The sequence below is a fragment of the Streptomyces cacaoi genome, assembly GCF_006539165.1.
In the GTDB taxonomy this organism is placed as follows: domain Bacteria; phylum Actinomycetota; class Actinomycetes; order Streptomycetales; family Streptomycetaceae; genus Streptomyces; species Streptomyces cacaoi.
On the sequence record NZ_BJMM01000004.1, the window covers coordinates 181,432 to 207,526 of the forward strand.

The 26,095-nt window shown below is 67.4% G+C and carries 26 protein-coding genes and 1 tRNA gene; 26 read left to right on the plus strand and 1 reads right to left on the minus strand.

The features are described 5' to 3' along the window. Positions 1-36 precede the first annotated feature (36 nt). The gene (locus SCA03_RS06180; RefSeq protein ID WP_086815857.1) at positions 37-1,275 is read right to left on the minus strand and encodes a pyridoxal phosphate-dependent aminotransferase; all 1,239 of its coding nucleotides are present in this window, start codon (positions 1,273-1,275) and stop codon (positions 37-39) included. A gap of 180 nt (positions 1,276-1,455) precedes the next feature. On the opposite strand from SCA03_RS06180, the gene SCA03_RS06185 reads away from it, so the two are divergent. The 26 genes from SCA03_RS06185 (at position 1,456) to rpsQ (ending at position 26,093) form a co-directional block, all read left to right on the plus strand. Further along, positions 1,456-1,528, plus strand: a tRNA-Trp gene (locus SCA03_RS06185). Positions 1,529-1,633: 105 nt separating this feature from the next. After that, positions 1,634-1,921, plus strand: a complete 288-nt coding sequence (gene secE / locus SCA03_RS06190) for a preprotein translocase subunit SecE (protein WP_030883823.1) — start codon at positions 1,634-1,636, stop codon at positions 1,919-1,921. 73 nt (positions 1,922-1,994) lie between these two features. Then, positions 1,995-2,852 carry a transcription termination/antitermination protein NusG gene (nusG, locus tag SCA03_RS06195; RefSeq protein WP_086815855.1) on the plus strand — a complete coding sequence of 286 codons (858 nt, stop codon included), beginning with the start codon at positions 1,995-1,997 and terminating at the stop codon, positions 2,850-2,852. A 186-nt stretch (positions 2,853-3,038) separates the two neighbouring features. After that, positions 3,039-3,473: a 50S ribosomal protein L11 gene (gene rplK / locus SCA03_RS06200; RefSeq protein ID WP_030883829.1), complete on the plus strand. Its 435-nt coding sequence runs from the start codon at positions 3,039-3,041 to the stop codon at positions 3,471-3,473. Positions 3,474-3,562: 89 nt separating this feature from the next. Then, on the plus strand, positions 3,563-4,285 hold the full coding sequence (gene rplA, locus SCA03_RS06205; RefSeq protein ID WP_030883833.1) for a 50S ribosomal protein L1: 723 nt from the start codon (positions 3,563-3,565) through the stop codon (positions 4,283-4,285). A gap of 158 nt (positions 4,286-4,443) precedes the next feature. After that, positions 4,444-5,319 (plus strand): SCO4651 family lipoprotein, encoded by an 876-nt coding sequence (locus tag SCA03_RS06210; RefSeq protein WP_086815853.1) that lies wholly within the window; start codon positions 4,444-4,446, stop codon positions 5,317-5,319. 289 nt (positions 5,320-5,608) lie between these two features. Next, positions 5,609-6,172, plus strand: coding sequence for a 50S ribosomal protein L10 (gene rplJ / locus SCA03_RS06215; protein ID WP_030883837.1), 564 nt, complete (start codon positions 5,609-5,611; stop codon positions 6,170-6,172). Between the two features lie 84 nt (positions 6,173-6,256). Next, the gene (gene rplL / locus SCA03_RS06220; RefSeq protein ID WP_030883841.1) at positions 6,257-6,649 is read left to right on the plus strand and encodes a 50S ribosomal protein L7/L12; all 393 of its coding nucleotides are present in this window, start codon (positions 6,257-6,259) and stop codon (positions 6,647-6,649) included. Positions 6,650-7,184: 535 nt separating this feature from the next. Beyond that, the gene (gene rpoB / locus SCA03_RS06225; RefSeq protein ID WP_030883846.1) at positions 7,185-10,667 is read left to right on the plus strand and encodes a DNA-directed RNA polymerase subunit beta; all 3,483 of its coding nucleotides are present in this window, start codon (positions 7,185-7,187) and stop codon (positions 10,665-10,667) included. 91 nt (positions 10,668-10,758) lie between these two features. After that, positions 10,759-14,658: a DNA-directed RNA polymerase subunit beta' gene (locus SCA03_RS06230; RefSeq protein ID WP_030883849.1), complete on the plus strand. Its 3,900-nt coding sequence runs from the start codon at positions 10,759-10,761 to the stop codon at positions 14,656-14,658. A 578-nt stretch (positions 14,659-15,236) separates the two neighbouring features. Further along, positions 15,237-15,608: a 30S ribosomal protein S12 gene (gene rpsL / locus SCA03_RS06235; protein WP_016909650.1), complete on the plus strand. Its 372-nt coding sequence runs from the start codon at positions 15,237-15,239 to the stop codon at positions 15,606-15,608. A 2-nt stretch (positions 15,609-15,610) separates the two neighbouring features. Then, positions 15,611-16,081 (plus strand): 30S ribosomal protein S7, encoded by a 471-nt coding sequence (gene rpsG / locus SCA03_RS06240; protein ID WP_019354980.1) that lies wholly within the window; start codon positions 15,611-15,613, stop codon positions 16,079-16,081. A gap of 39 nt (positions 16,082-16,120) precedes the next feature. Continuing rightward, positions 16,121-18,244 (plus strand): elongation factor G, encoded by a 2,124-nt coding sequence (gene fusA / locus SCA03_RS06245; RefSeq protein WP_030883851.1) that lies wholly within the window; start codon positions 16,121-16,123, stop codon positions 18,242-18,244. Positions 18,245-18,466: 222 nt separating this feature from the next. Beyond that, complete coding sequence (tuf, locus tag SCA03_RS06250) at positions 18,467-19,660, plus strand: elongation factor Tu (RefSeq protein WP_030883852.1); 1,194 nt, start codon at positions 18,467-18,469, stop codon at positions 19,658-19,660. Positions 19,661-19,880: 220 nt separating this feature from the next. Next, a complete protein-coding gene (panD, locus tag SCA03_RS06255) occupies positions 19,881-20,300 on the plus strand; it encodes an aspartate 1-decarboxylase (RefSeq protein WP_086815851.1) in 420 nt (139 codons plus the stop codon). Positions 20,301-20,726: 426 nt separating this feature from the next. Further along, complete coding sequence (gene rpsJ / locus SCA03_RS06260; protein ID WP_016473429.1) at positions 20,727-21,035, plus strand: 30S ribosomal protein S10; 309 nt, start codon at positions 20,727-20,729, stop codon at positions 21,033-21,035. A 16-nt stretch (positions 21,036-21,051) separates the two neighbouring features. Then, a complete protein-coding gene (gene rplC / locus SCA03_RS06265) occupies positions 21,052-21,696 on the plus strand; it encodes a 50S ribosomal protein L3 (RefSeq protein WP_030883854.1) in 645 nt (214 codons plus the stop codon). A gap of 7 nt (positions 21,697-21,703) precedes the next feature. Beyond that, positions 21,704-22,351 (plus strand): 50S ribosomal protein L4, encoded by a 648-nt coding sequence (rplD, locus tag SCA03_RS06270; protein WP_030883856.1) that lies wholly within the window; start codon positions 21,704-21,706, stop codon positions 22,349-22,351. Next, the gene (rplW, locus tag SCA03_RS06275; RefSeq protein WP_030883860.1) at positions 22,351-22,773 is read left to right on the plus strand and encodes a 50S ribosomal protein L23; all 423 of its coding nucleotides are present in this window, start codon (positions 22,351-22,353) and stop codon (positions 22,771-22,773) included. The genes rplD and rplW overlap by 1 nt, the downstream gene beginning before the upstream one ends. A 42-nt stretch (positions 22,774-22,815) precedes the next feature. Beyond that, complete coding sequence (gene rplB / locus SCA03_RS06280) at positions 22,816-23,652, plus strand: 50S ribosomal protein L2 (protein WP_030883864.1); 837 nt, start codon at positions 22,816-22,818, stop codon at positions 23,650-23,652. Between the two features lie 14 nt (positions 23,653-23,666). Next, complete coding sequence (gene rpsS / locus SCA03_RS06285; RefSeq protein ID WP_030883866.1) at positions 23,667-23,948, plus strand: 30S ribosomal protein S19; 282 nt, start codon at positions 23,667-23,669, stop codon at positions 23,946-23,948. 43 nt (positions 23,949-23,991) lie between these two features. Then, positions 23,992-24,339 carry a 50S ribosomal protein L22 gene (gene rplV / locus SCA03_RS06290; protein WP_037850285.1) on the plus strand — a complete coding sequence of 116 codons (348 nt, stop codon included), beginning with the start codon at positions 23,992-23,994 and terminating at the stop codon, positions 24,337-24,339. Next, complete coding sequence (gene rpsC, locus SCA03_RS06295) at positions 24,339-25,160, plus strand: 30S ribosomal protein S3 (protein ID WP_030883877.1); 822 nt, start codon at positions 24,339-24,341, stop codon at positions 25,158-25,160. Before rplV ends, rpsC begins: the two co-directional genes overlap by 1 nt. A gap of 5 nt (positions 25,161-25,165) precedes the next feature. Beyond that, positions 25,166-25,585: a 50S ribosomal protein L16 gene (gene rplP / locus SCA03_RS06300; RefSeq protein WP_030883879.1), complete on the plus strand. Its 420-nt coding sequence runs from the start codon at positions 25,166-25,168 to the stop codon at positions 25,583-25,585. Next, a complete protein-coding gene (gene rpmC, locus SCA03_RS06305) occupies positions 25,585-25,809 on the plus strand; it encodes a 50S ribosomal protein L29 (protein WP_023531026.1) in 225 nt (74 codons plus the stop codon). The genes rplP and rpmC overlap by 1 nt, the downstream gene beginning before the upstream one ends. Continuing rightward, positions 25,809-26,093, plus strand: coding sequence for a 30S ribosomal protein S17 (gene rpsQ / locus SCA03_RS06310; RefSeq protein WP_030883902.1), 285 nt, complete (start codon positions 25,809-25,811; stop codon positions 26,091-26,093). The genes rpmC and rpsQ overlap by 1 nt, the downstream gene beginning before the upstream one ends. The last annotated feature ends 2 nt before the right edge of the window (positions 26,094-26,095 follow it).

The window sequence follows — 26,095 nt, forward strand, 5'->3', positions numbered from 1 at the left end:
GGCGCGCTGTGCGCTCCGCTTCCGTGTGCGAACGCCTCAGTCCCGCGCCTCCGCGAGCAGCTTCTGGATCCGCGAGACACCCTCGGTCAGATCCTCGTCACCCAGTGCGTACGACAGCCGCAGATACCCCGGCGTACCGAACGCCTCACCCGGCACCACGGCCACCTCGGCCTCCTCCAGGATCAGCGCCGCCAGCTCCACGCTGGTGGCCGGCCGGCGGCCCCGGATCTCCTTGCCGAGCAGCGCCTTGACCGACGGGTACGCGTAGAACGCGCCCTCGGGCTCCGGGCAGACGACGCCGTCGATCTCGTTCAGCATCCGCACGATCGTGCGCCGCCGCCGGTCGAAGGCCTCCCGCATCCGCTCCACGGCGTCCAGCTCACCCGAGACGGCGGCCAGCGCGGCGACCTGCGAGATGTTGCTGACGTTGGACGTCGCGTGCGACTGGAGGTTGGTCGCCGCCTTGACGACGTCCTCCGGGCCGATGACCCAGCCCACCCGCCAGCCGGTCATCGCGTACGTCTTCGCGACACCGTTGACGATCACGCACTTGTCCCGCAGCTCCGGCACGACGACCGGCATCGAGCTGAACTCGGCGTCGCCGTACACCAGATGCTCGTAGATCTCGTCCGTCAGCACCCACAGCCCGTGCTCGACGGCCCAGCGCCCGATCGCCTCGACCTGCTCGCGCGGGTAGACCGCACCGGTCGGGTTCGACGGCGAGACGAACAGCAGCACCTTCGTCCGCTCGGTGCGCGCGGCCTCCAACTGCTCGACGGAGACCCGGTACCCGGTCGTCTCGTCCGCGACGACCTCCACCGGCACCCCGCCCGCCAGCCGGATCGACTCCGGGTAGGTGGTCCAGTACGGAGTGGGGACGATGACCTCGTCGCCCGGGTCGAGCAGCGTGGCGAACGCCTCGTAGATCGCCTGCTTCCCGCCGTTGGTGACCAGCACCTGGGTGGGCTCGACCGAGTACCCGGAGTCGCGCTGCGTCTTCGCGGCGATGGCGGACTTCAGTTCGGGCAGTCCACCCGCGGGGGAGTACCGGTGGTTCTTCGGATCGCGGGCGGCGGCGACGGCGGCCTCGACGATGTAGTCCGGCGTGGGGAAGTCGGGTTCACCGGCGCCGAACCCGATCACGGGGCGCCCGGCGGCCTTCAGGGCCTTCGCCTTGGCGTCCACGGCCAGCGTCGCGGACTCGGAGATCGCGCTGATACGGGCGGAGAGCCGCCGCTCGGAAGGGGGCTGTGCAGAGGGAGTCGCTGCGGTCATACCGGCATGTTCCCAGACGTGCGAGGCCCCGGACACGGAGGTTTGTCACAGTGGCCGCAGCTCCCTGTTCGACGCCCGGCCGCTGAGCACGTACACTCACACGTCGTTGGCCTTCAGTCCGGACACCGAAGAGCGCACTCCATGCGGTCGGTCGGATGCGGTAAGTTGAAGGAACCACAAAGGGTCGTAGCTCAATTGGTAGAGCACTGGTCTCCAAAACCAGCGGTTGGGGGTTCGAGTCCCTCCGGCCCTGCTACACACACGTCGCCAAGGTGTGTGCTTGCGTACGTACTGAATTGCACCGCCGTGCGGCCGGGCCGGACGCCGCAGGGCCACGACCCGGATCAGGTGAGGACGAGTGACGGAGATCACGGATACCACCGAGGTCCCCGAGCCCGGAGGGTCGTCCGAAGGCAGCGGCAAGAAGCCTCGTAAGGGCGGAAAGCGGGCAAAGAAGGGGCCACTGGCCCGTCTTGCGCTTTTCTACCGGCAGATCATCGCCGAGCTCCGCAAGGTTGTCTGGCCCACGCGGCAGCAGTTGTCGACGTACACGACCGTTGTGATCGTCTTCGTCGTCATCATCATCGCCTTGGTGTTCGTGATTGACTATGGGTTGACCGAAGTCATGAAGCACGTCTTCGGCTGACCTCCCGCGGACCGGCCCCTCGCGGGGCCTTTCCGCATGTTCGACCCCTTTACGCCAGGAAGAAGCAGCCACCGTGTCTGAGCCGAACCTGAACGATGCCGTCGAGCCCAGCGAGGGCGACGACACCGCGCGCGACATCGTCGAGGCAGCGGACAGCAGTGTCGACCGGGCGGAAGCTGCCGAGACCGCCGCTGGCGAGCCGGCCGAGGAGGCCGCCGTCCACACCGAGGACGGAGCGGAAGCCGCCGCCGAGGTCCCCGAGGACGCTCCGGCCGAAGAGGCCGCCGAGGCCGAGGAGGAGCAGGTCGACCCCGTCGCGCAGCTGCGCGAGGAACTGCGCCACCTGCCCGGCGAGTGGTACGTGATCCACACCTACGCCGGCTACGAGAACCGCGTGAAGACCAACCTGGAACAGCGCGCGGTCTCCCTGAACGTCGAGGACTTCATCTTCCAGGCCGAGGTGCCGCAGGAGGAGGTCGTCCAGATCAAGAACGGCGACCGCCGCACCGTCCGCCAGAACAAGCTCCCCGGCTATGTGCTGGTGCGCATGGACCTGACGAACGAGTCCTGGGGCGTCGTCCGCAACACCCCGGGCGTCACCGGCTTCGTGGGCAACGCCTACGACCCGTACCCGCTGACGCTCGACGAGATCGTCAAGATGCTCGCCCCCGAGGCCGAGGAGAAGGCCGCCAAGGCGGCCGCCGCCGAGGAGGAGGGCAAGCCCGCCGGCGGTCCCGGCCGCAAGGTCGAGGTCCAGGTGCTCGACTTCGAGGTGGGCGACTCGGTCACCGTCACGGACGGCCCGTTCGCCACGCTCCAGGCGACGATCAACGAGATCAACGCCGACTCGAAGAAGGTCAAGGGCCTCGTCGAGATCTTCGGCCGCGAGACCCCGGTCGAGCTGAGCTTCGACCAGATCCAGAAGAACTGACCGGAGCCGCACACCGCGGAACCCCCGGCACCACAGCTTCCGGACAGGTCAGGACGGAGCCTTCGGGCCCGTCCTGACCTGCTCGGTTTCAAGCCGCGCGGCAGGAAGAGCTATCGTTGTGCGGTATGCCTCCGCCCGGGTGACGGGCGGGGCACGAATCACCTCTCACCAGGACCCGGAGAGAACATGCCTCCCAAGAAGAAGAAGGTCGCGGGGCTGATCAAGCTCCAGATCCAGGCCGGCCAGGCGAACCCCGCTCCGCCCGTCGGCCCGGCGCTGGGTCAGCACGGCGTCAACATCATGGAGTTCTGCAAGGCCTACAACGCCGCGACCGAGTCGCAGCGCGGGTGGGTCATCCCGGTGGAGATCACGGTCTACGAGGACCGTTCCTTCACCTTCATCACCAAGACCCCGCCGGCCGCCAAGATGATCCTCAAGGCCGCGGGCGTCGAGAAGGGCTCCGGCACCCCGCACAGCACGAAGGTCGCCAAGATCACCCGCGACCAGGTGCGTGAGATCGCCACGACGAAGATGCCCGACCTCAACGCCAACGACATGGACTCCGCGGAGAAGATCATCGCCGGTACCGCCCGTTCCATGGGCGTCACCGTCGAGGGCTGAAACCCGGCCCACGCGGTACCCGTCGTCCCGTACACCGTGGCAGGGCCCTGCGCCGGCCCGGACCACGACTCCCGTCATCAGGAGCAGCAGTGAAGCGCAGCAAGACTCTCCGCGCCGCGGACGAGAAGATCGACCGGACGCGTCAGTACGCGCCGCTCGAAGCCGTCCGTCTCGCCAAGGAGACCTCCACGAAGAAGTTCGACGCGACCGTCGAGGTCGCCATGCGCCTGGGTGTGGACCCGCGCAAGGCCGACCAGATGGTCCGCGGCACCGTCAACCTTCCGCACGGCACCGGTAAGACCGCCCGGGTCCTGGTCTTCGCGACCGGCGACCGTGCTGCGGCAGCGGAGGCCGCGGGCGCCGACATCGTCGGCGCCGACGAGCTGATCGAGGAGGTCGCCGGCGGCCGTCTGGACTTCGACGCCGTCGTCGCCACCCCGGACCTGATGGGCAAGGTCGGCCGCCTCGGCCGCGTGCTCGGTCCGCGTGGCCTGATGCCGAACCCGAAGACCGGCACCGTCACCCCGGACGTGGCCAAGGCCGTGTCCGACATCAAGGGCGGCAAGATCGAGTTCCGCGTCGACAAGCACGCCAACCTGCACTTCATCATCGGCAAGGTGTCGTTCGACGAGAAGCAGCTCGTCGAGAACTACGCCGCCGCCCTTGAGGAGATCAACAGGCTGAAGCCCTCGGCGGCGAAGGGCCGTTACATCAAGAAGGCCACCTTCACCACCACGATGGGCCCCGGCGTCCCGGTCGACGCCAACCGCACCCGCAACCTCCTCACCGAGGAGGACCCGGCGGCGGTCTGACCGCACCCGGCTCACGAAGGCCGGCGTCCGCCCCGACGGGGACCGGACGCCGGCCTTTCGCGTACCGGAAATCCTCCGGCGCCCCCTCGGCGCCGCAGCGGCACGTAAGGTACGGATAAAGATCGTGAGCTGACGTTCGACACAACTGGGGGGATCCCGTGCGGAAGACGCACATAGCCGCGGCAGCGGCCGGAGTCGTGCTGATGACCGGCCTGACGGCCTGCGGCAGCGACGACGGCGGCTCGTCCGCAGACAAGTCCGGGGACAAGTCCGCGAGCAAGGGCGGGGGTTCGCCGGTGCAGGGGGCGCTGGCCGCGCTCCAGAAGGCTTCCACGGCGACGGAGAAGCAGCAGTCGGCGAAGACGGAGGCGCAGCAGACGCAGGTCCTCAACGGCCGGACGCTCAAGACCGAGAACAAGGGCGCCTTCGACTGGTCGTCCGGCGGGATCCGGGGCACGGTCACCGCCACCATGAAGGGCGGGACCGGGGCGCCGATGGACTTCGAGGTCCGCTACCTCGCCGACGGGATGTACATCAAGACGGGCGGGGCCGGAGGCGGCGCCAAGTGGGCCAAGTCCAGCTACGACGAGCTGGGCGACGGCGGCCCGTCCGGCGCGATGCTCAAGGACCAGCTCCAGAACAACAACCCGGCACGCTCCGTGCAGACCCTGCTGGCCAGCCGCAAGGTCGAGGCCGTGGGCAGCGAGACGGTACGCGGCACGAAGACCACGCACTACACCGGCACCCTGACGCTCTCCGAGCTCGTCAAGATGCAGTCCAAGGACCTGAAGGAATCCGACCGGAAGGCCCTTGAGCGCCAGTTCGAGCAGGCGGGGATGAAGAGCGAGAAGATCGATCTGTGGATCGACGGGGACGACCTTCTGATCAAGAAGAAGGAGTCGTCCCAGGGCTCCAAGACCAGCATGAACAACGTCACTTACTACTCGGACTACGGCACCGACGTCGATCTGACGCCGCCGCCGGCCTCGCAGGTCGAGGAGTCCAAGGGCAAGGCACGCCCCGGCCTCGGCTGACGCCGGGACGCTCGGCCGCGTACGGCCCCGGGGGCGATTTGCCGCTCACGGGGCCGTTCCCGTACTCTCATCTGCGAAGCCAAAGACCGCTGGTCGTCGTCGTGCGCGCACAGGGCGCGCGATGGCCGAAGGATTCGCTAGCTGCGGACGACCCGCGTAGGTGACTGAGGAAGCTCCCGTCCCACTCCGTGCGGATGGTCGAGCCACGCCCCATGCGCCTGCGCTGGGGCGTTTGTTTTGTCCAGCCCCTTCCGAGCGGTCCTCATCACCCGGAAGGAGGCCGAGGCTCATGGCGAGGGATCAGGTCGCACCCGACAAGATCGAAGCCGTTGCTGAGATGACGGACAAGTTCCGTACGTCCAGCGCAGCTGTGGTCACCGCGTACACCGGACTCTCCGTGGCTCAGCTCAAGGAGCTGCGCCGTTCGCTCGGTGACAACGCTCAGTACCGTGTGGTGAAGAACACGCTGACCAAGATCGCGGCCAAGGAAGCCGGGATCACCGAGCTCGACGAGTTCCTCACGGGCTCGTCGGCCGTCGCCTTCGTGACCGGTGACTCGGTCGAGGCGGCGAAGGGTCTTCGTGACTTCGCCAAGGAGAACCCCGCCCTCGTGATCAAGGGCGGTGTCGTCGACGGCGCGCTGTACGGCGCCGACGACCTCAAGAAGCTCGCGGACCTCGAGTCCCGCGAGGTGCTGCTCGCCAAGCTGGCCGGCGGTATGAAGGCGTCCATGGCCAAGGCCGCGGCGACCTTCGAGGCCCCGCTCACGAAGTTCGCCCGCACCGCGGACGCCCTTCGCAGCAAGGTCGAGCAGGGCGGTGCCGACACCCCGGCTCCCGCCGAGGCCGAGTAGCGAAACCCACTCGGTCGCAGCGGGCCCGTAAGCCCGCCGAACCATCGATCCGGCACCAGCCGATTCACCGGAAGGACCAGCACCATGGCGAAGCTCAGCCAGGAAGACCTGCTCGCGCAGTTCGAGGAAATGACCCTCATCGAGCTCTCCGAGTTCGTGAAGGCGTTCGAGGAGAAGTTCGACGTCGAGGCCGCCGCCCCGGCCGCCGCCGTCGTCCAGGCCCCCGCCGGCGGTGACGGCGGTGGCGCCGACGCCGCCGAGGAGAAGGACGAGTTCGACGTCATCCTCGCCGGCGCCGGCGACAAGAAGATCCAGGTCATCAAGGTCGTGCGTGAGCTGACCTCCCTGGGTCTGAAGGAGGCCAAGGAGCTCGTGGACAACACCCCGAAGCCCGTCCTCGAGAAGGTCGCCAAGGACGCCGCCGACAAGGCCAAGGAGTCCCTCGAGGGCGCCGGCGCCTCCGTCGAGGTCAAGTGACCTCGTACTGCTGACGACGCACTGACGCATCTGCGTCATCCCGCGTCACCGCCTCCGCCCCGATCCGGGGACCGGAAGCAGCCCAGGGCGGCCACCCGAACGGGTGGTCGCCCTTCGGCGTACCTGTGACGGTTGTGCCCTCCGTCGGTGGGGGCGGGTATGGTGATCTTCGTTGCCTCTGGGGGCCTTGACGTACGGCACGCAGCGCGCAATTCTCGGGACGCGTCGTCACATCGATCCTGGATCCGAGGCATGGATCGCGGACGAAGCGGGAAGTGTTTGCGGCGAGTGGGAAGCGCCGTGACGCGAGCCCGCCCCGGCGATCCGAGGCCGCCGGGCCGGTGGCGCCGATTCGAGAACAACAACCGCAGGAGGTGGGGACCGGAGCGTGAGCCGGTTTCCAGGATTCCGCTCTGGACATCAGTGTGCCTTGTGGCTACACTGACCCTTTGCGCTGCCTATTAGCTGCCCCCTGCCCGTCACCAGGGGCACCGGTATGCGTGTAGAGAGTCCGAGCCCTCGGAAGGACCCCCTCTTGGCCGCCTCGCGCACTGCCTCGACTGCCAATTCGAACAACGGCGCCAGCACTGCCCCGCTGCGTATCTCTTTTGCGAAGATCAAGGAACCGCTGGAGGTTCCGAACCTTCTTGCGCTTCAGACCGAGAGCTTTGACTGGCTGCTCGGCAACGACGCCTGGAAGGCTCGCGTCGAGGCCGCGCTGGACAGTGGACAGGACGTCCCCACCAAGTCCGGTCTGGAAGAGATCTTCGAGGAGATCTCCCCGATCGAGGACTTCTCCGGGTCGATGTCGCTGACCTTCCGCGATCACCGTTTCGAGCCCCCCAAGAACTCGATCGACGAGTGCAAGGAGCGCGACTTCACGTACGCGGCTCCGCTCTTCGTCACCGCCGAGTTCACCAACAACGAGACCGGCGAGATCAAGTCCCAGACGGTCTTCATGGGCGACTTCCCGCTCATGACCAACAAGGGCACTTTCGTGATCAACGGCACCGAGCGTGTCGTCGTCACGCAGCTCGTCCGGTCGCCGGGTGTCTACTTCGACTCCTCGATCGACAAGACGTCCGACAAGGACATCTACTCCGCCAAGGTCATCCCGTCCCGCGGTGCCTGGCTGGAGATGGAGGTCGACAAGCGCGACATGGTCGGCGTGCGCATCGACCGTAAGCGCAAGCAGTCCGTGACCGTTCTGCTCAAGGCGCTCGGGTGGACGACCGAGCAGATCCTGGAGGAGTTCGGCCAGTACGAGTCCATGCGCGCCACCCTGGAGAAGGACCACACCCAGGGTCAGGACGACGCGCTGCTCGACATCTACCGCAAGCTGCGCCCGGGCGAGCCGCCGACGCGTGAGGCCGCGCAGACGCTGCTGGAGAACCTCTACTTCAACCCGAAGCGCTATGACCTGGCCAAGGTCGGCCGGTACAAGATCAACAAGAAGCTCGGCGGGCACGAGCCGCTGGACTCCGGCGTGCTCACCACCGCGGACATCATCGCCACGATCAAGTACCTGGTGAAGCTGCACGCGGGCGAGACGGAGTCCACCTCCGCCGAGGGCGACTCGATCGTCATCGAGACCGACGACATCGACCACTTCGGCAACCGCCGTCTGCGCAACGTCGGCGAGCTGATCCAGAACCAGGTCCGTACGGGTCTCGCCCGTATGGAGCGCGTCGTGCGCGAGCGCATGACCACGCAGGACGTCGAGGCGATCACGCCGCAGACGCTGATCAACATCCGGCCGGTCGTCGCCTCCATCAAGGAGTTCTTCGGCACCAGCCAGCTGTCGCAGTTCATGGACCAGACGAACCCGATCTCGGGTCTCACCCACAAGCGGCGTCTGAACTCGCTCGGCCCGGGTGGTCTGAGCCGTGAGCGGGCCGGCTTCGAGGTCCGTGACGTGCACCCCTCGCACTACGGCCGGATGTGCCCGATCGAGACGCCGGAAGGGCCGAACATCGGTCTGATCGGTTCACTCGCGTCCTACGGCCGGCTCAACCCCTTCGGTTTCGTCGAGACGCCCTACCGCAAGGTGCAGGACGGCGTCGTCACCGACGAGGTGCACTACCTCACGGCCGACGAGGAGGACCGCTTCGTCATCGCGCAGGCGAACGCGCCGCTCACCGAGGACATGCGCTTCGCCGAGGACCGGGTGCTCATCCGCCGCCGTGGCGGCGAGGTCGACCTGATCCCGGGTGACGACGTGGACTACATGGACGTCTCGCCGCGCCAGATGGTGTCGGTCGCGACCGCCATGATCCCGTTCCTGGAGCACGACGACGCCAACCGCGCGCTCATGGGGTCGAACATGATGCGGCAGGCCGTGCCGCTCATCAAGGCCGAGGCGCCGCTGGTCGGCACCGGTATGGAGTACCGCTGCGCGGTCGACGCCGGTGACGTCATCAAGGCCGAGAAGGACGGTGTCGTCCAGGAGGTCTCCGCCGACTACGTCACGGTGGCCAACGACGACGGCACGTACACCACCTACCGCGTCGCCAAGTTCACCCGCTCCAACCAGGGCACCTCCTTCAACCAGAAGGTGCTCGTGGACGAGGGTGCCCGCGTGATCGAGGGCCAGGTCCTGGCGGACGGTCCGTCCACCGACGAGGGCGAGATGGCCCTCGGCAAGAACCTGCTCGTGGCCTTCATGCCGTGGGAGGGCTACAACTACGAGGACGCGATCATCCTCAGCCAGCGGCTGGTGCAGGACGACGTCCTCTCCTCGATCCACATCGAGGAGCACGAGGTCGACGCCCGCGACACCAAGCTCGGCCCGGAGGAGATCACCCGGGACATCCCGAACGTCTCCGAGGAGGTCCTCGCCGACCTCGACGAGCGCGGCATCATCCGCATCGGCGCCGAGGTCGAGGCGGGCGACATCCTCGTCGGCAAGGTGACCCCCAAGGGTGAGACCGAGCTGACCCCCGAGGAGCGGCTGCTGCGCGCGATCTTCGGTGAGAAGGCGCGCGAGGTCCGTGACACCTCGCTGAAGGTGCCGCACGGCGAGACCGGCAAGGTCATCGGCGTCCGCGTCTTCGACCGCGAGGAGGGCGACGAGCTGCCCCCGGGCGTCAACCAGCTCGTGCGGGTCTACGTCGCGCAGAAGCGCAAGATCACCGACGGTGACAAGCTCGCGGGCCGGCACGGCAACAAGGGCGTCATCTCGAAGATCCTGCCGGTCGAGGACATGCCGTTCCTGGAGGACGGCACCCCGGTCGACATCATCCTCAACCCGCTCGGTGTCCCGTCCCGGATGAACCCGGGCCAGGTGCTGGAGATCCACCTCGGCTGGCTGGCCTCCCAGGGCTGGAAGGTCGAGGGCTCCGAGGAGTGGATGCAGCGGCTGAAGGCGATCGGCGCCGACGACGTGTCCCCGAAGACCAACGTCGCCACGCCGGTCTTCGACGGCGCCCGTGAGGACGAGATCGCCGGTCTGTTCGAGTCCACGCTCCCGAACCGTGACGGCGACCGGATGGTCCAGCCGTCCGGCAAGGCGCAGCTGTTCGACGGCCGCTCCGGTGAGCCGTTCCCGGACCCGATCTCCGTCGGGTACATGTACATCCTCAAGCTGCACCACCTGGTCGACGACAAGCTGCACGCCCGTTCGACCGGTCCGTACTCCATGATCACCCAGCAGCCGCTGGGTGGTAAGGCCCAGTTCGGTGGCCAGCGCTTCGGCGAGATGGAGGTGTGGGCGCTGGAGGCGTACGGCGCCGCTTACGCCCTCCAGGAGCTGCTCACCATCAAGTCCGACGACGTCACCGGCCGCGTGAAGGTCTACGAGGCCATCGTCAAGGGCGAGAACATCCCCGAGCCCGGCATTCCGGAGTCCTTCAAGGTGCTCATCAAGGAGATGCAGTCGCTCTGCCTCAACGTCGAGGTGCTGTCCTCGGACGGCATGTCGATCGAGATGCGCGACACCGACGAGGACGTCTTCCGCGCAGCGGAGGAGCTCGGTATCGACCTGTCCCGGCGCGAGCCGAGCAGCGTCGAAGAGGTCTGACGGTGTCGGCCGGGACGCCCGCCGGCGTCCCGGCCTTCCCCGCGACCCCGTTCAGACCATTGACATACGACCCTGAGAGGGATTGACGAGAGTGCTCGACGTCAACTTCTTCGACGAACTGCGAATCGGCCTGGCCACCGCTGACGACATCCGTCAGTGGTCGCACGGCGAGGTCAAGAAGCCGGAGACCATCAACTACCGCACGCTCAAGCCCGAAAAGGACGGACTCTTCTGCGAGAAGATCTTCGGTCCGACCCGGGACTGGGAGTGCTACTGCGGCAAGTACAAGCGCGTCCGCTTCAAGGGCATCATCTGTGAGCGCTGCGGTGTCGAGGTCACCCGCGCCAAGGTGCGCCGTGAGCGGATGGGCCACATCGAGCTGGCCGCACCCGTCACCCACATCTGGTACTTCAAGGGCGTCCCGTCCCGGCTGGGTTACCTGCTGGACCTCGCCCCGAAGGACCTGGAGAAGGTCATCTACTTCGCGGCGTACATGATCACGTACGTCGACGAGGAGCGCCGCACCCGCGACCTGCCCTCCCTGGAGGCGCACGTCGGCGTGGAGCGCCAGCAGATCGAGCAGCGCCGCGACGCCGACCTCGAAGCCCGTGCCAAGAAGCAGGAGAGCGACCTGGCCGAGCTGGAGGCCGAGGGCGCCAAGGCGGATGTGCGCCGCAAGGTGCGCGAGGGCGCCGAGCGCGAGATGAAGCAGATCCGCGACCGGGCCCAGCGCGAGCTGGACCGCCTCGACGAGGTGTGGAACCGCTTCAAGAACCTCAAGGTCCAGGACCTGGAGGGCGACGAGCTGCTCTACCGCGAGCTGCGCGACCGCTTCGGCACCTACTTCGACGGCTCCATGGGCGCCGCTGCCCTGCAGAAGCGCCTGGAGACCTTCGACCTGGACGAGGAGGCGGAGAAGCTCCGCGAGGTCATCCGCACCGGCAAGGGCCAGAAGAAGACCCGCGCGCTGAAGCGGCTGAAGGTCGTCTCCGCGTTCCTGCAGACCAGCAACAGCCCCAAGGGCATGGTGCTGGACTGCGTCCCGGTCATCCCGCCGGACCTGCGTCCGATGGTGCAGCTGGACGGTGGCCGCTTCGCGACCTCCGACCTGAACGACCTGTACCGCCGGGTGATCAACCGGAACAACCGTCTGAAGCGTCTGCTCGACCTCGGTGCGCCCGAGATCATCGTGAACAACGAGAAGCGGATGCTCCAGGAGGCCGTGGACGCGCTGTTCGACAACGGCCGGCGCGGCCGTCCGGTCACCGGTCCGGGCAACCGTCCGCTGAAGTCGCTGTCCGACATGCTCAAGGGCAAGCAGGGCCGCTTCCGGCAGAACCTGCTGGGTAAGCGCGTCGACTACTCGGCCCGTTCCGTGATCGTCGTCGGTCCGCAGCTCAAGCTGCACCAGTGCGGTCTGCCGAAGGCGATGGCGCTGGAGCTGTTCAAGCCGTTCGTGATGAAGCGCCTGGTCGACCTGAACCACGCGCAGAACATCAAGAGCGCGAAGCGCATGGTCGAGCGCGGCCGCACGGTCGTGTACGACGTCCTCGAAGAGGTCATCGCCGAGCACCCGGTGCTGCTGAACCGTGCGCCGACGCTGCACCGCCTCGGTATCCAGGCGTTCGAGCCGCAGCTGGTCGAGGGCAAGGCCATTCAGATCCACCCGCTCGTGTGCACCGCGTTCAACGCGGACTTCGACGGTGACCAGATGGCCGTGCACCTGCCGCTGTCCGCCGAGGCGCAGGCCGAGGCCCGCATCCTGATGCTGTCCTCGAACAACATCCTCAAGCCGGCCGACGGCCGGCCGGTGACGATGCCGACGCAGGACATGGTCCTCGGGCTGTTCTTCCTCACCACCGACGAGGAGCAGCGCGAGACCGTCGGCGACGGGCGCTCGTTCAACTCCACGGCCGAAGCGATCATGGCGTTCGACGCCGGGGAGCTGTCGCTCCAGGCGAAGGTCGACATCCGCTTCCCGGCCGGTACCACCCCGCCGCTGGGCTGGACCCCGCCGCAGGCCGAGGAGGGCGAGCCGGAGTGGCAGCCCGGCGACGGCTTCCGGCTGCGTACGTCCCTGGGCCGCGCGCTCTTCAACGAGCTGCTGCCCGAGGAGTACCCGTTCGTCGACTACACCGTGGGCAAGAAGCAGCTCTCCCAGATCGTCAACGATCTGGCCGAGCGCTACCCCAAGGTGGTCGTCGCCGCGGCGCTGGACAACCTGAAGTCCGCCGGTTACTTCTGGGCGACGCGTTCCGGCGTCACCATCGCCATCTCGGACGTCATCGTCCCGGAGGCGAAGCCGGAGATCCTGGCCGGTTACGAGGCGCAGGACGAGAAGGTCCAGAAGCAGTACGAGCGCGGTCTGATCACCAAGGACGAGCGCACGCAGGAGCTCATCGCCATCTGGACCAAGGCGACGAACGACGTCTCCGAGGCGATGAACGACAACTTCCCGAAGACGAACCCGATCTTCATGATGGTGGACTCGGGCGCCCGAGGGAACATGATGCAGATGCGTCAGATCGCCGGTATGCGTGGTCTGGTGTCGAACGCGAAGAACGAGACCATCCCGCGGCCCATCAAGGCGTCGTTCCGTGAGGGTCTCTCCGTGCTGGAGTACTTCATCGCCACGCACGGTGCCCGTAAGGGTCTCGCCGACACGGCGCTGCGTACCGCCGACTCCGGTTACCTGACGCGTCGACTCGTCGACGTCTCCCAGGACGTGATCATCCGCGAGGAGGACTGCGGCACCGAGCGCGGCCTCAAGCTGTCGATCGCCAGCAAGGGCGCCGACGGCGTGCTGCGCAAGGCGGAGGACGCCGAGACGAGCGTGTACGCGCGCTGCCTCGCCGAGGACATCGTCGTCGACGGCAAGGTGCTGGCCCCGGCCGGCACCGACCTGGGCGACGTGCTCATCGACGAGCTGGTGCGGCACGGCGTCGAGACGGTCAAGACCCGCTCGATCCTCACCTGCGAGTCCCAGGTCGGCACGTGTGCCATGTGCTACGGCCGGTCGCTGGCCACCGGCAAGCTGGTCGACATCGGCGAGGCCGTCGGCATCATCGCCGCCCAGTCGATCGGTGAGCCCGGCACCCAGCTGACGATGCGTACCTTCCACACCGGTGGTGTGGCCGGTGACGACATCACCCAGGGTCTGCCGCGTGTCGTCGAGCTGTTCGAGGCCCGGACGCCGAAGGGTGTCGCGCCGATCTCGGAGTCGGCCGGCCGCTGCCGTATCGAGGAGACGGAGAAGACCAAGAAGGTCATCGTCACCCCGGACGACGGCTCGGACGAGACGTCCTACAGCGTCTCGAAGCGTGCCCGGCTGCTGGTGGGCGAGGGCGACCACGTCGCCGTCGGCCAGAAGCTCACGGTCGGTACGGAGAACCCGCACGACGTGCTCCGCATCCTCGGCCAGCGGGCCGTGCAGGTGCACCTGGTGGGCGAGGTCCAGAAGGTCTACAACTCGCAGGGTGTGTCGATCCACGACAAGCACATCGAGATCATCATCCGGCAGATGCTGCGCCGGGTGACGATCATCGAGTCCGGCGACGCCGAGCTGCTGCCCGGTGAGCTCGTGGAGCGCACGAAGTTCGAGTCCGAGAACCGGCGCGTGGTCCAGGAGGGCGGCCACCCGGCCTCCGGCCGTCCGCAGCTGATGGGCATCACCAAGGCCTCGCTGGCCACGGAGTCCTGGCTGTCGGCGGCGTCCTTCCAGGAGACGACCAGGGTCCTGACCGACGCGGCGATCAACGCCAAGTCGGACTCCCTGATCGGCCTCAAGGAGAACGTCATCATCGGTAAGCTCATCCCGGCCGGTACGGGCCTGTCCCGCTACCGCAACATCCGGGTCGAGCCCACCGAGGAGGCGAAGGCCGCGATGTACTCGGCCGTCGGCTACGACGACATCGACTACTCGCCCTTCGGCACCGGCTCCGGCCAGGCGGTCCCGCTGGAGGACTACGACTACGGCCCGTACAACGCCTGACGTCGGCGCGCCTCGGCGCGCGAGGTGAAGGGGCGGCCATCCCGCGCGGGGTGGCCGCCCTTTCGTGTGCGTTCGGGCCCGAGCCGGCTCTCGTGGGGTCCTGGAGGGTCGTGAAGGCGCTCACAGGCCCGCTTCTCCGGGGCGGCGGAGCCCGGGCCCGGCCGGGCGTCCCGCCGCGGGTACGCCCGCGTGGACGCCCGGGGAGGCGCCCGTCAACCAGTACGGATTACGCTGTGTCCACGCTCTTCGCGTACGGTGAGGAGCTCGGGCGTGATCAACCGCCCTTTCGCAGGTGACAACGCCCCCGCGGCAGCGGGTGCGGCGGGGCATCTGTTTTGACCGGCGCTGGCGTGATAGGTAGTCTCGGTTCCTGTGCCTGGGGTGTCCCCTGCGCTGTTGTATTCCCGCGCAAGCGGTGAAGGTCCGCGCGGCCGGTGACACCGGGATCTGCATGCTTCTCCGTACGAGGAGTTCCTGCCTGAGCGGGATTCTGCAGTCTTCGACACACCCGACCTCGTGGGTCGGGTGATGGCCCGGGTTAGCTTTACCGAGACTGGCACACAGAAACCGGAGAAACGGTGCCTACGATCCAGCAGCTGGTCCGCAAGGGCCGGCAGGACAAGGTCGAGAAGAACACGACGCCCGCACTGGAGGGTTCGCCCCAGCGCCGCGGCGTCTGCACGCGTGTGTTCACGACCACCCCGAAGAAGCCGAACTCGGCCCTGCGTAAGGTCGCCCGTGTGCGCCTGACCAGTGGGATCGAGGTGACCGCCTACATTCCGGGCGAGGGTCACAACCTTCAGGAGCACTCCATCGTGCTCGTTCGCGGTGGCCGTGTGAAGGACCTGCCGGGTGTTCGCTACAAGATCATCCGCGGCTCCCTCGACACGCAGGGCGTCAAGAACCGCAAGCAGGCTCGCAGCCGCTACGGCGCCAAGAAGGAGAAGTAAGCATGCCTCGTAAGGGCCCTGCCCCGAAGCGCCCGGTCATCATCGACCCGGTCTACGGTTCTCCTCTGGTGACCTCCCTGATCAACAAGGTGCTGCTGAACGGCAAGCGCTCCACCGCCGAGCGCATCGTCTACGGCGCCATGGAGGGCCTGCGGGAGAAGACCGGCAACGACCCGGTCATCACCCTCAAGCGCGCGCTGGAGAACGTGAAGCCGACCCTTGAGGTCCGCTCCCGCCGCGTCGGCGGTGCCACCTACCAGGTTCCGGTCGAGGTCCGCCCCGGCCGTTCCTCCACTCTCGCGCTGCGCTGGATCGTGGGCTACTCCCGCGCCCGCCGTGAGAAGACCATGACCGAGCGCCTGATGAACGAGCTGCTCGACGCCTCCAACGGGCTCGGCGCCGCCGTCAAGAAGCGCGAGGACACGCACAAGATGGCCGAGTCCAACAAGGCCTTCGCGCACTACCGCTGGTAGTCGCTCACCCCATCGAGACCGAGAGAAGACTGAAGCCTTATGGCTACCACTTCACTTGACCTGGCCAAGGTCCGGAACATCGGGATCATGGCCCACATCGACGCGGGCAAGACGACGACCACCGAGCGGATCCTGTTCTACACCGGTCGCAGCTACAAGATCGGTGAAGTTCACGACGGCGCCGCCACCATGGACTGGATGGCACAGGAGCAGGAGCGCGGCATCACGATCACGTCGGCCGCGACGACCACTCACTGGCCGCTCGACGACGTCGACTACACCATCAACATCATCGACACCCCGGGCCACGTCGACTTCACCGTCGAGGTGGAGCGTGCGCTGCGCGTGCTCGACGGTGCCGTGACGGTGTTCGACGGTGTCGCCGGTGTGGAGCCGCAGTCCGAGACGGTCTGGCGGCAGGCCGACCGCTACGGTGTGCCCCGTATCTGCTTCGTCAACAAGCTGGACCGCACCGGTGCGGAGTTCCACCGCTGCGTCGACATGATCAGCGACCGCCTGGGCGCGATTCCGCTGGTCATGCAGCTGCCGATCGGCACCGAGTCGGACTTCAAGGGCGTCGTCGACCTCGTGAAGATGAAGGCCCTGGTCTGGTCCGCCGAGACCAAGCTGGGCGAGGCGTACGAGACCGTCGACATCCCCGACACGCACGTCGAGGCCGCCGACGAGTGGCGCGGCAAGCTGCTGGAGGCCGTCGCCGAGAACGACGAAGAGATGATGGAGCTGTACCTGGAGGGCCAGGAGCCCACCGAGGAGCAGCTCTACGCGGCGATCCGCCGCGTCACTCTGGCGTCGACCGGCGCCGAGGGCACGACCACGGTCACGCCGGTGTTCTGCGGTACCGCGTTCAAGAACAAGGGCGTGCAGCCCCTGCTGGACGCGATCGCCCGCTACCTGCCGTCGCCGCTCGACGTCGAGGCCATCGAGGGTCACTCCCCGAAGGACCCCGAAGAGGTCGTCAAGCGCCGGCCTTCCGAGGAAGAGCCGATGTCGGCCCTGGCGTTCAAGATCGCCAGCGACCCGCACCTCGGCAAGCTCACCTTCATCCGGGTCTACTCCGGGCGCCTGCACACCGGCTCCCAGGTGCAGAACTCGGTGAAGGGCCGGAAGGAGCGCATCGGCAAGATCTACCGCATGCACGCCAACAAGCGTGAGGAGATCGAGTCGGTGGGCGCCGGCGACATCGTCGCCGTCATGGGCCTGAAGCAGACGACGACCGGTGAGACGCTCTCGGACGCGTCGAACCCGGTGATCCTGGAGTCCATGGAGTTCCCGGCTCCGGTGATCGAGGTCGCCATCGAGCCGAAGTCCAAGAGCGACCAGGAGAAGCTGGGCGTCGCGATCCAGCGGCTGGCCGAGGAGGACCCGTCCTTCCAGGTCAAGACCAACGAGGACACCGGCCAGACGATCATCTCGGGTATGGGCGAGCTGCACCTCGACGTGCTGGTCGACCGTATGAAGCGCGAGTTCAAGGTCGAGGCCAACGTCGGTAAGCCGCAGGTCGCCTACCGTGAGTCGCTCCGCAAGAAGGTCGAGAAGGTCGACTACACGCACAAGAAGCAGACCGGTGGTTCCGGTCAGTTCGCCAAGGTGCAGATCGACGTCGAACCGCTTGAGGGCGACGGCTACGAGTTCGTCAACCAGGTCACCGGTGGCCGTATCCCCCGGGAGTACATCCCGTCGGTGGACGCGGGCTGCCAGGAGGCCATGGAGTTCGGCGTGCTGGCCGGCTACCCGCTGACCGGTGTGCGCGTGACGCTGCTCGACGGGCAGTACCACGACGTCGACTCCTCCGAGATGGCGTTCAAGATCGCCGGTTCCATGGCGTTCAAGGAGGCCGCTCGGAAGGCGAGCCCGGCTCTGCTGGAGCCGCTGATGAAGGTCGAGGTGACGACGCCCGAGGACTACATGGGCGACGTGATCGGCGACATCAACTCGCGGCGCGGCCAGGTCCAGTCGATGGACGACCGCGGCAACGCGAAGCTCGTGACCGGCCTGGTCCCGCTGTCGGAGATGTTCGGCTACGTCGGGGACCTCCGCAGCAAGACCTCCGGCCGTGCCACGTACTCCATGCAGTTCGACTCCTACGGCGAGGTTCCCAAGAACGTCGCCGAGGAGATCGTCGCGAAGGCCAAGGGCGAGTAGGGCGACCACGCTCACCCTTTAGGCTGGAGCAAAGGCATTCGGGGCACTCCGGTACAGAACGCACCTTCTGCGTGCGCGCTGTGCCGGGTGCCCCGGCCGCCGGCCCACCCAGCGAATGGGTCAAGGGCATCCCCCTCGGGGTCCTGACCCGTTCGGTACGACCACCTGAACCCCTCCGCAAAGTGTGGAGGGTGTACAGCACCAGTCCACAGGAGGACCCCAGTGGCGAAGGCGAAGTTCGAGCGGACTAAGCCGCACGTCAACATCGGCACCATCGGTCACATCGACCACGGCAAGACCACGCTTACCGCGGCGATCACCAAGGTGCTGCACGACAAGTTCCCGGAGCTGAACGAGGCGTCGGCTTTCGAGAACATCGACAAGGCGCCCGAGGAGCGCCAGCGCGGTATCACCATCTCCATCGCGCACGTCGAGTACCAGACGGAGAACCGTCACTACGCCCACGTCGACTGCCCGGGTCACGCGGACTACATCAAGAACATGATCACCGGTGCTGCCCAGATGGACGGCGCCATCCTCGTGGTCGCCGCCACCGACGGCCCGATGCCGCAGACCAAGGAGCACGTGCTCCTGGCCCGCCAGGTCGGCGTTCCGTACATCGTCGTCGCCCTGAACAAGGCCGACATGGTGGACGACGAGGAGATCATGGAGCTCGTCGAGCTCGAGGTCCGTGAGCTGCTCTCCGAGTACGAGTTCCCGGGCGACGAGGTTCCGGTCGTCAAGGTGTCCGCCCTCAAGGCCCTGGAGGGCGACGAGGCGTGGGGCAACTCGATCATGGAGCTCATGAGCGCCGTGGACGAGGCCATCCCGGCCCCGCAGCGTGACACCGACAAGCCGTTCCTCATGCCGATCGAGGACGTCTTCACGATCACCGGTCGCGGTACGGTCGTCACCGGCCGTATCGAGCGCGGTACCCTCAAGGTCAACGAGTCCGTCGACATCATCGGCATCAAGGACACCAAGACCTCGACCACCGTCACCGGTATCGAGATGTTCCGTAAGCTCCTCGACGAGGGCCAGGCCGGTGAGAACGTCGGTCTGCTGCTCCGCGGTATCAAGCGCGAGGACGTCGAGCGCGGCCAGGTCATCATCAAGCCGGGCTCGGTCACCCCGCACACGGAGTTCGAGGCGCAGGCGTACATCCTGTCGAAGGACGAGGGTGGCCGCCACACCCCGTTCTTCAACAACTACCGCCCGCAGTTCTACTTCCGTACCACGGACGTGACCGGCGTCGTGACCCTCCCCGAGGGCACCGAGATGGTCATGCCGGGCGACAACACCGAGATGAGCGTCCAGCTCATCCAGCCGGTCGCCATGGAGGAGGGCCTCAAGTTCGCCATCCGCGAGGGTGGCCGCACCGTGGGCGCCGGCCAGGTCACCAAGATCCTGAAGTGACCTCGTGCCACTGATCCGGGGCTCCGGCCCCGGGTGAGCACTCGGGAAGGGCCCGTACGGCAACTGCCGTACGGGCCCTTCTTCGTGTCCCGTGGCGCCTCCTGCGGGGCTCTTCGGCCGCCCCGTCCGCCGTGCGCGGTGTGGCCCCGCCGTACGCTGGTGGGGTCGGCGCGCACCCCTGTGCAGGGGGCGCGACCCTTCTCTTCGCAGGAGCGACACCGTGCTGCGCACCATGCTCAAGTCCAAGATCCACCGTGCGACGGTGACCCAGGCCGATCTCCACTACGTCGGTTCGGTCACGGTCGATGCCCAACTCATGGGCGAGGCCGACCTGTTGCCGGGTGAACTCGTCCACATCGTCGACGTCACCAACGGGGCGCGGCTGGAGACCTACGTCATCGAGGGCGAACCCGGCAGCGGTGTCCTCGGCATCAACGGGGCCGCGGCGCATCTGATCCACCCCGGCGATCTCGTCATCCTGATCAGTTACGCGCAGGTCGACGACGCCGAGGCACGGCAGTTGGTGCCGCGGGTGGTGCATGTGGACGCGGACAACCAGGTCGTGGGGCTGGGGGCCGACGCCGGGGAGCCGGCGCCCGGTTCGGGTGCCGTGCGGGGGCCCGGCGCCGTGCCGCGCTGAGATGTCGGCCACTTCTCCGGCCGGAGGGGGCCGTGGGGCGGGGTGCCGGGCGCGTCAGGGGTGATCCGTGATAATGCCCGGATTGGCGCGTGCCAATCGGGCTATGGCACACTGTCCAGGTTGCTCGGTTGAGTGCCGATGCTGCGCGCCTCCCGCCGGGAGGACCGGAAGCGAGTCCCAGGTATTCGTCGCTCCTCGTCAGGGGCGGAAGTACGGGAATCTTCCGGGAAGCGTGGGAGGGGCTTCCAGCCAGGCACCCGGTGGGCTTCCTCGCCCGCACCCCTTCTCTCCCGGGAACCCGGGAATTCGCCCTGTGGTGATCTGCGAGAAGGGGTACGACACGCCCGACCGCGTGGGTCGGTCGAGACGGTGAGCGGGGTCCGCGGGTTCCAGAGCGTTACGAGAGACAGGGACTACGAAGTAGCCATGGCGGGACAGAAGATCCGCATCCGGCTCAAGGCCTACGACCACGAGGTCATCGACAACTCGGCGAAGAAGATCGTCGAGACGGTGACCCGCACTGGTGCGTCGGTCGCGGGCCCGGTGCCGCTGCCCACAGAGAAGAACGTGTACTGCGTCATCAAGTCGCCGCACAAGTACAAGGACTCGCGCGAGCACTTCGAGATGCGCACGCACAAGCGTCTGATCGACATTCTCGACCCGACGCCCAAGACCGTTGACTCGCTGATGCGTCTGGACCTCCCGGCCGGCGTCGACATCGAGATCAAGCTCTGAGGGGTGCGGGAAGAAGATGGCTAAGCAGATCAAGGGCGTCCTGGGCGAGAAGCTCGGCATGACCCAGGTCTGGGACGAGAACAACCGTGTCGTCCCCGTGACCGTCGTCAAGGCCGGTCCGAACGTCGTGACCCAGGTCCGCACCGCTGACAGGGACGGCTACGAGGCTGTCCAGATCGCCTTCGGCGAGATCGACCCGCGCAAGGTGAACAAGCCCCTCAAGGGCCACTTCGCGAAGGCCGACGTGACTCCCCGCCGCCACCTGGTGGAGCTCCGCACCTCCGACGCCAGCGAGTACACGCTCGGCCAGGAGATCACCGCGGAGACCTTCGAGGCCGGCTTCAAGGTCGACGTCACCGGCAAGTCGAAGGGCAAGGGCTTCGCCGGCGGTATGAAGCGGCACGGCTTCCGTGGCGGCAAGGCCTCGCACGGTGCCCACCGCATCCACCGCAAGCCCGGCGCCATCGGCGGCTGCGCCACCCCGGGCCGTGTCTTCAAGGGCACCCGCATGGCCGGCCGCATGGGCAACGAGCGGGTCACCACCCAGAACCTGACCGTCCATGCCGTTGACGCGGAGAAGGGCCTGCTGCTCATCAAGGGCGCAGTCCCCGGTCCGAACGGCGGCCTCGTCCTGGTCCGTACCGCGGCCAAGGGGGCCTGAGGGAACAATGAGCACCATTGACATCCTTTCGCCGGCAGGCGACAAGGCCGGGACCGTCGAGCTCCCCGAGGAGATCTTCGACGCGCAGGTCAGCGTTCCGCTGATCCACCAGGTCGTCGTCGCGCAGCTGGCCGCGGCCCGCCAGGGCACGCACAAGACGAAGACCCGCGGCGAGGTCCGTGGCGGCGGCAAGAAGCCGTACCGCCAGAAGGGCACCGGCCGCGCCCGCCAGGGTTCGACCCGCGCTCCGCAGTTCGCCGGCGGTGGCGTCGTGCACGGTCCCGTGCCGCGTGACTACGCGCAGCGCACGCCGAAGAAGATGAAGGCCGCCGCCCTGCGCGGTGCGCTCTCGGACCGCGCCCGCTACGGCCGCGTCCACGTCGTCTCCGGGGTGGTCGAGGGCGACGCGCCGTCGACGAAGTCCGCGCGGACGCTGTTCGCCAAGATCAGCGAGCGCAAGAACGTGCTGCTGGTCGTCGACCGGGCCGACGAGGCCACCTGGCTCTCCGCCCGCAACCTGCCCCAGGTGCACATCCTGGAGCCGGGCCAGCTCAACACGTACGACGTGCTCGTTTCGGACGACGTGGTCTTCACGAAGGCCGCCTTCGAGTCCTTCGTCGCAGCGCGTACGAAGACCGAGGGGAGTGACGCCTGATGGCCACCCGCCACCCGAGCATCGCGCCGAAGGCCGCCAAGGCCGCGAAGGCCGCCCGCGTCGCCAAGGCCGCTCGTCGTGCGGCCGAGGGCCCGGGCCCGCTCGCTCCGGCCGACCCGAGCAAGATCTTCACCGACCCGCGCGACCTGCTGATCAAGCCGGTCGTCTCGGAGAAGAGCTACGGGCTGCTGGACGAGAACAAGTACACGTTCATCGTCGACCCCCGGGCCAACAAGACCCAGATCAAGCAGGCCGTCGAAGAGGTCTTCTCGGTCAAGGTCACCGGGGTCAACACGATCAACCGCCCGGGTAAGCGCAAGCGCACCCGCACCGGTTACGGCAAGCGCGCCGACACCAAGCGCGCCATCGTGACCCTCGCCGAGGGCGACCGTATCGACATCTTCGGCGGTCCGGCCTCCTGAATCGGGAGGTCCGACCGTCCGGAATCGGACGAGGACTGAGAAATGGGTATCCGCAAGTACAAGCCGACGACTCCGGGCCGTCGTGGCGCCAGTGTCGCCGACTTCGTCGAGATCACGCGGTCCACGCCGGAGAAGTCGCTGGTCCGCCCGCTGCACAGCAAGGGCGGCCGTAACAACGCCGGTCGTGTGACCGTTCGCCACCAGGGCGGTGGCCACAAGCGCGCCTACCGCGTGATCGACTTCCGTCGGCACGACAAGGACGGCGTGCCCGCGAAGGTCGCGCACATCGAGTACGACCCGAACCGCACCGCGCGTATCGCGCTGCTGCACTACGCCGACGGCGAGAAGCGCTACATCCTCGCGCCGCGCGGCGTGCGGCAGGGCGACCGGGTGGAGAACGGCCAGGGCGCCGACATCAAGCCGGGCAACAACCTGCCGCTGCGCTACATCCCGGTCGGTACGACGATCCACGCGATCGAGCTCCAGCCGGGCGGCGGCGCCAAGTTCGCGCGCTCCGCCGGTGCTTCGGTGCAGCTGCTGGCGAAGGAGGGCCGCATGGCCCACCTGCGTATGCCGTCCGGTGAGATCCGGCTGGTCGACGTCCGCTGCCGCGCCACCGTCGGCGAGGTCGGCAACGCCGAGCAGTCGAACATCAACTGGGGCAAGGCCGGCCGGATGCGCTGGAAGGGCGTCCGCCCGACCGTGCGCGGTGTGGTCATGAACCCGATCGACCACCCGCACGGTGGTGGTGAGGGCCGGACCTCGGGTGGCCGCCACCCGGTGTCGCCGTGGGGCCAGAAGGAAGGCCGTACGCGCGCGCCGAAGAAGGCCAGCAACAAGTACATCGTCCGCCGCCGCAAGACGAACAAGAAGCGCTAGGAGGCGGGTTTTAGATGCCGCGCAGTCTCAAGAAGGGGCCCTTCGTCGACGACCACCTCGCCAAGAAGGTGGACAGCCAGAACGACGCGGGCACCAAGAACGTCATCAAGACCTGGTCCCGCCGCTCCATGATCGTCCCGGCGATGCTGGGCCACACGATCGCGGTGCACGACGGCCGCAAGCACGTCCCGGTGTTCGTCACCGAGTCGATGGTCGGCCACAAGCTCGGCGAGTTCGCGCCGACCCGCACCTTCCGCGGCCACGTGAAGGACGACCGCAAGTCGCGTCGTCGCTGATCAGCGGGGTGTGAAGACTATGACTGACACCGAAGGGACAACCATGGAAGCCAGGGCCTCCGCGCGCTATGTGCGCGTCACGCCCATGAAGGCCCGCCGGGTGGTGGACCTTGTCCGTGGCATGGATGCCACGGAGGCTCAGGCGGTCCTGCGCTTCGCCCCGCAGGCCGCCAGCGTGCCGGTCGGCAAGGTGCTGGACAGCGCCATCGCCAACGCCGCGCACAACTACGACCACACGGATGTCGACAGCCTCTTCATCTCCGAGGCGTACGTCGACGAGGGCCCGACCCTGAAGCGGTTCCGGCCGCGTGCCCAGGGCCGTGCCTACCGGATCCGTAAGCGGACGAGCCACATCACCGTGGTCGTGAGCAGCAAGGAAGGAACCCGGTAATGGGCCAGAAGGTAAACCCGCACGGGTTCCGGCTCGGCGTGACCACCGACTTCAAGTCCCGCTGGTACGCCGACAAGCTGTACAAGGACTACGTCAAGGAAGACGTCGCGATCCGCCGCATGCTCACCCAGGGCATGGAGCGGGCCGGTATCTCCAAGGTGGAGATCGAGCGCACGCGTGACCGCGTCCGCGTCGACGTCCACACCGCGCGTCCGGGCATCGTCATCGGCCGCCGTGGCGCCGAGGCCGACCGCCTGCGCGGCAACCTGGAGAAGCTCACCGGCAAGCAGATCCAGTTCAACATCCTCGAGGTGAAGAACCCCGAGACGGACGCGCAGCTCGTGGCCCAGGCGGTCGCCGAGCAGCTGTCCTCCCGGGTCTCCTTCCGCCGCGCCATGCGCAAGAGCATGCAGACGGCGATGAAGGCCGGTGCCAAGGGCATCAAGATCCAGTGCGGTGGCCGTCTCGGTGGTGCCGAGATGTCCCGCTCGGAGTTCTACCGCGAGGGCCGTGTTCCGCTGCACACGCTGCGGGCCAACGTCGACTACGGCTTCTTCGAGGCCCGGACGACCTTCGGCCGCATCGGTGTGAAGGTCTGGATCTACAAGGGCGACGTCAAGAACATCGCTGAGGTTCGCGCCGAGAACGCAGCCGCCCGCGCCGGCAACCGCCCGTCGCGCGGTGGCAACGACCGCCCCCGCCGTGGTGGTGGCGAGCGTCGCGGCCGTAAGCCGCAGCAGCAGAGCGCCGCTGCCGAGGCCCCCAAGGCCGAGGCCGCCGCCGCTGCCGCTCCGGCTGAGAGCACCGGAACGGAGGCCTGACCGACATGCTGATCCCTCGCAGGGTCAAGCACCGCAAGCAGCACCACCCCAAGCGCAAGGGCATGGCGAAGGGTGGCACCGAGGTCGCCTTCGGTGAGTTCGGCATCCAGGCCGTGACCGGCGCTTACGTGACGAACCGTCAGATCGAGGCGGCTCGTATCTCGATGACCCGCCACATCAAGCGCGGCGGCAAGGTGTGGATCAACATCTACCCGGACCGCCCGCTGACCAAGAAGCCCGCCGAGACCCGCATGGGTTCCGGTAAGGGTTCGCCGGAGTGGTGGATCGCGAACGTCAAGCCTGGGCGCGTGATGTTCGAGCTGTCCTACCCGAACGAGAAGATTGCTCGTGAGGCGCTCACCCGCGCTGCTCACAAGCTTCCGATGAAGTGCCGCATCGTGCGGCGCGAGGCAGGTGACGCGTGATGGCGGCCGGAACCAAGGCGTCCGAGCTGCGCGAGCTGGGCAACGAGGAGCTCGTCGGCAAGCTCCGCGAGGCCAAGGAAGAGCTGTTCAACCTCCGCTTCCAGGCGGCGACCGGGCAGCTCGAGAACCACGGCCGGCTGAAGGCCGTCCGCAAGGACATCGCCCGGATCTACACCCTGATGCGTGAGCGCGAGCTGGGCATCGAGACGGTGGAGAGCGCCTGATGAGCGAGACGAATGTGACAGAGAACAAGCAGGAGCGCGGCTTCCGGAAGACCCGTGAGGGTCTGGTCGTCAGCGACAAGATGGACAAGACCGTCGTCGTCGCCGTCGAGGACCGTGTCAAGCACGCGCTGTACGGCAAGGTCATCCGCCGTACCAACAAGCTCAAGGCGCACGACGAGCAGAACGCTGCCGGTGTCGGCGACCGCGTTCTCCTGATGGAGACCCGGCCGCTGTCCGCCACCAAGCGCTGGCGCATCGTCGAGATCCTCGAAAAGGCCAAGTAGGC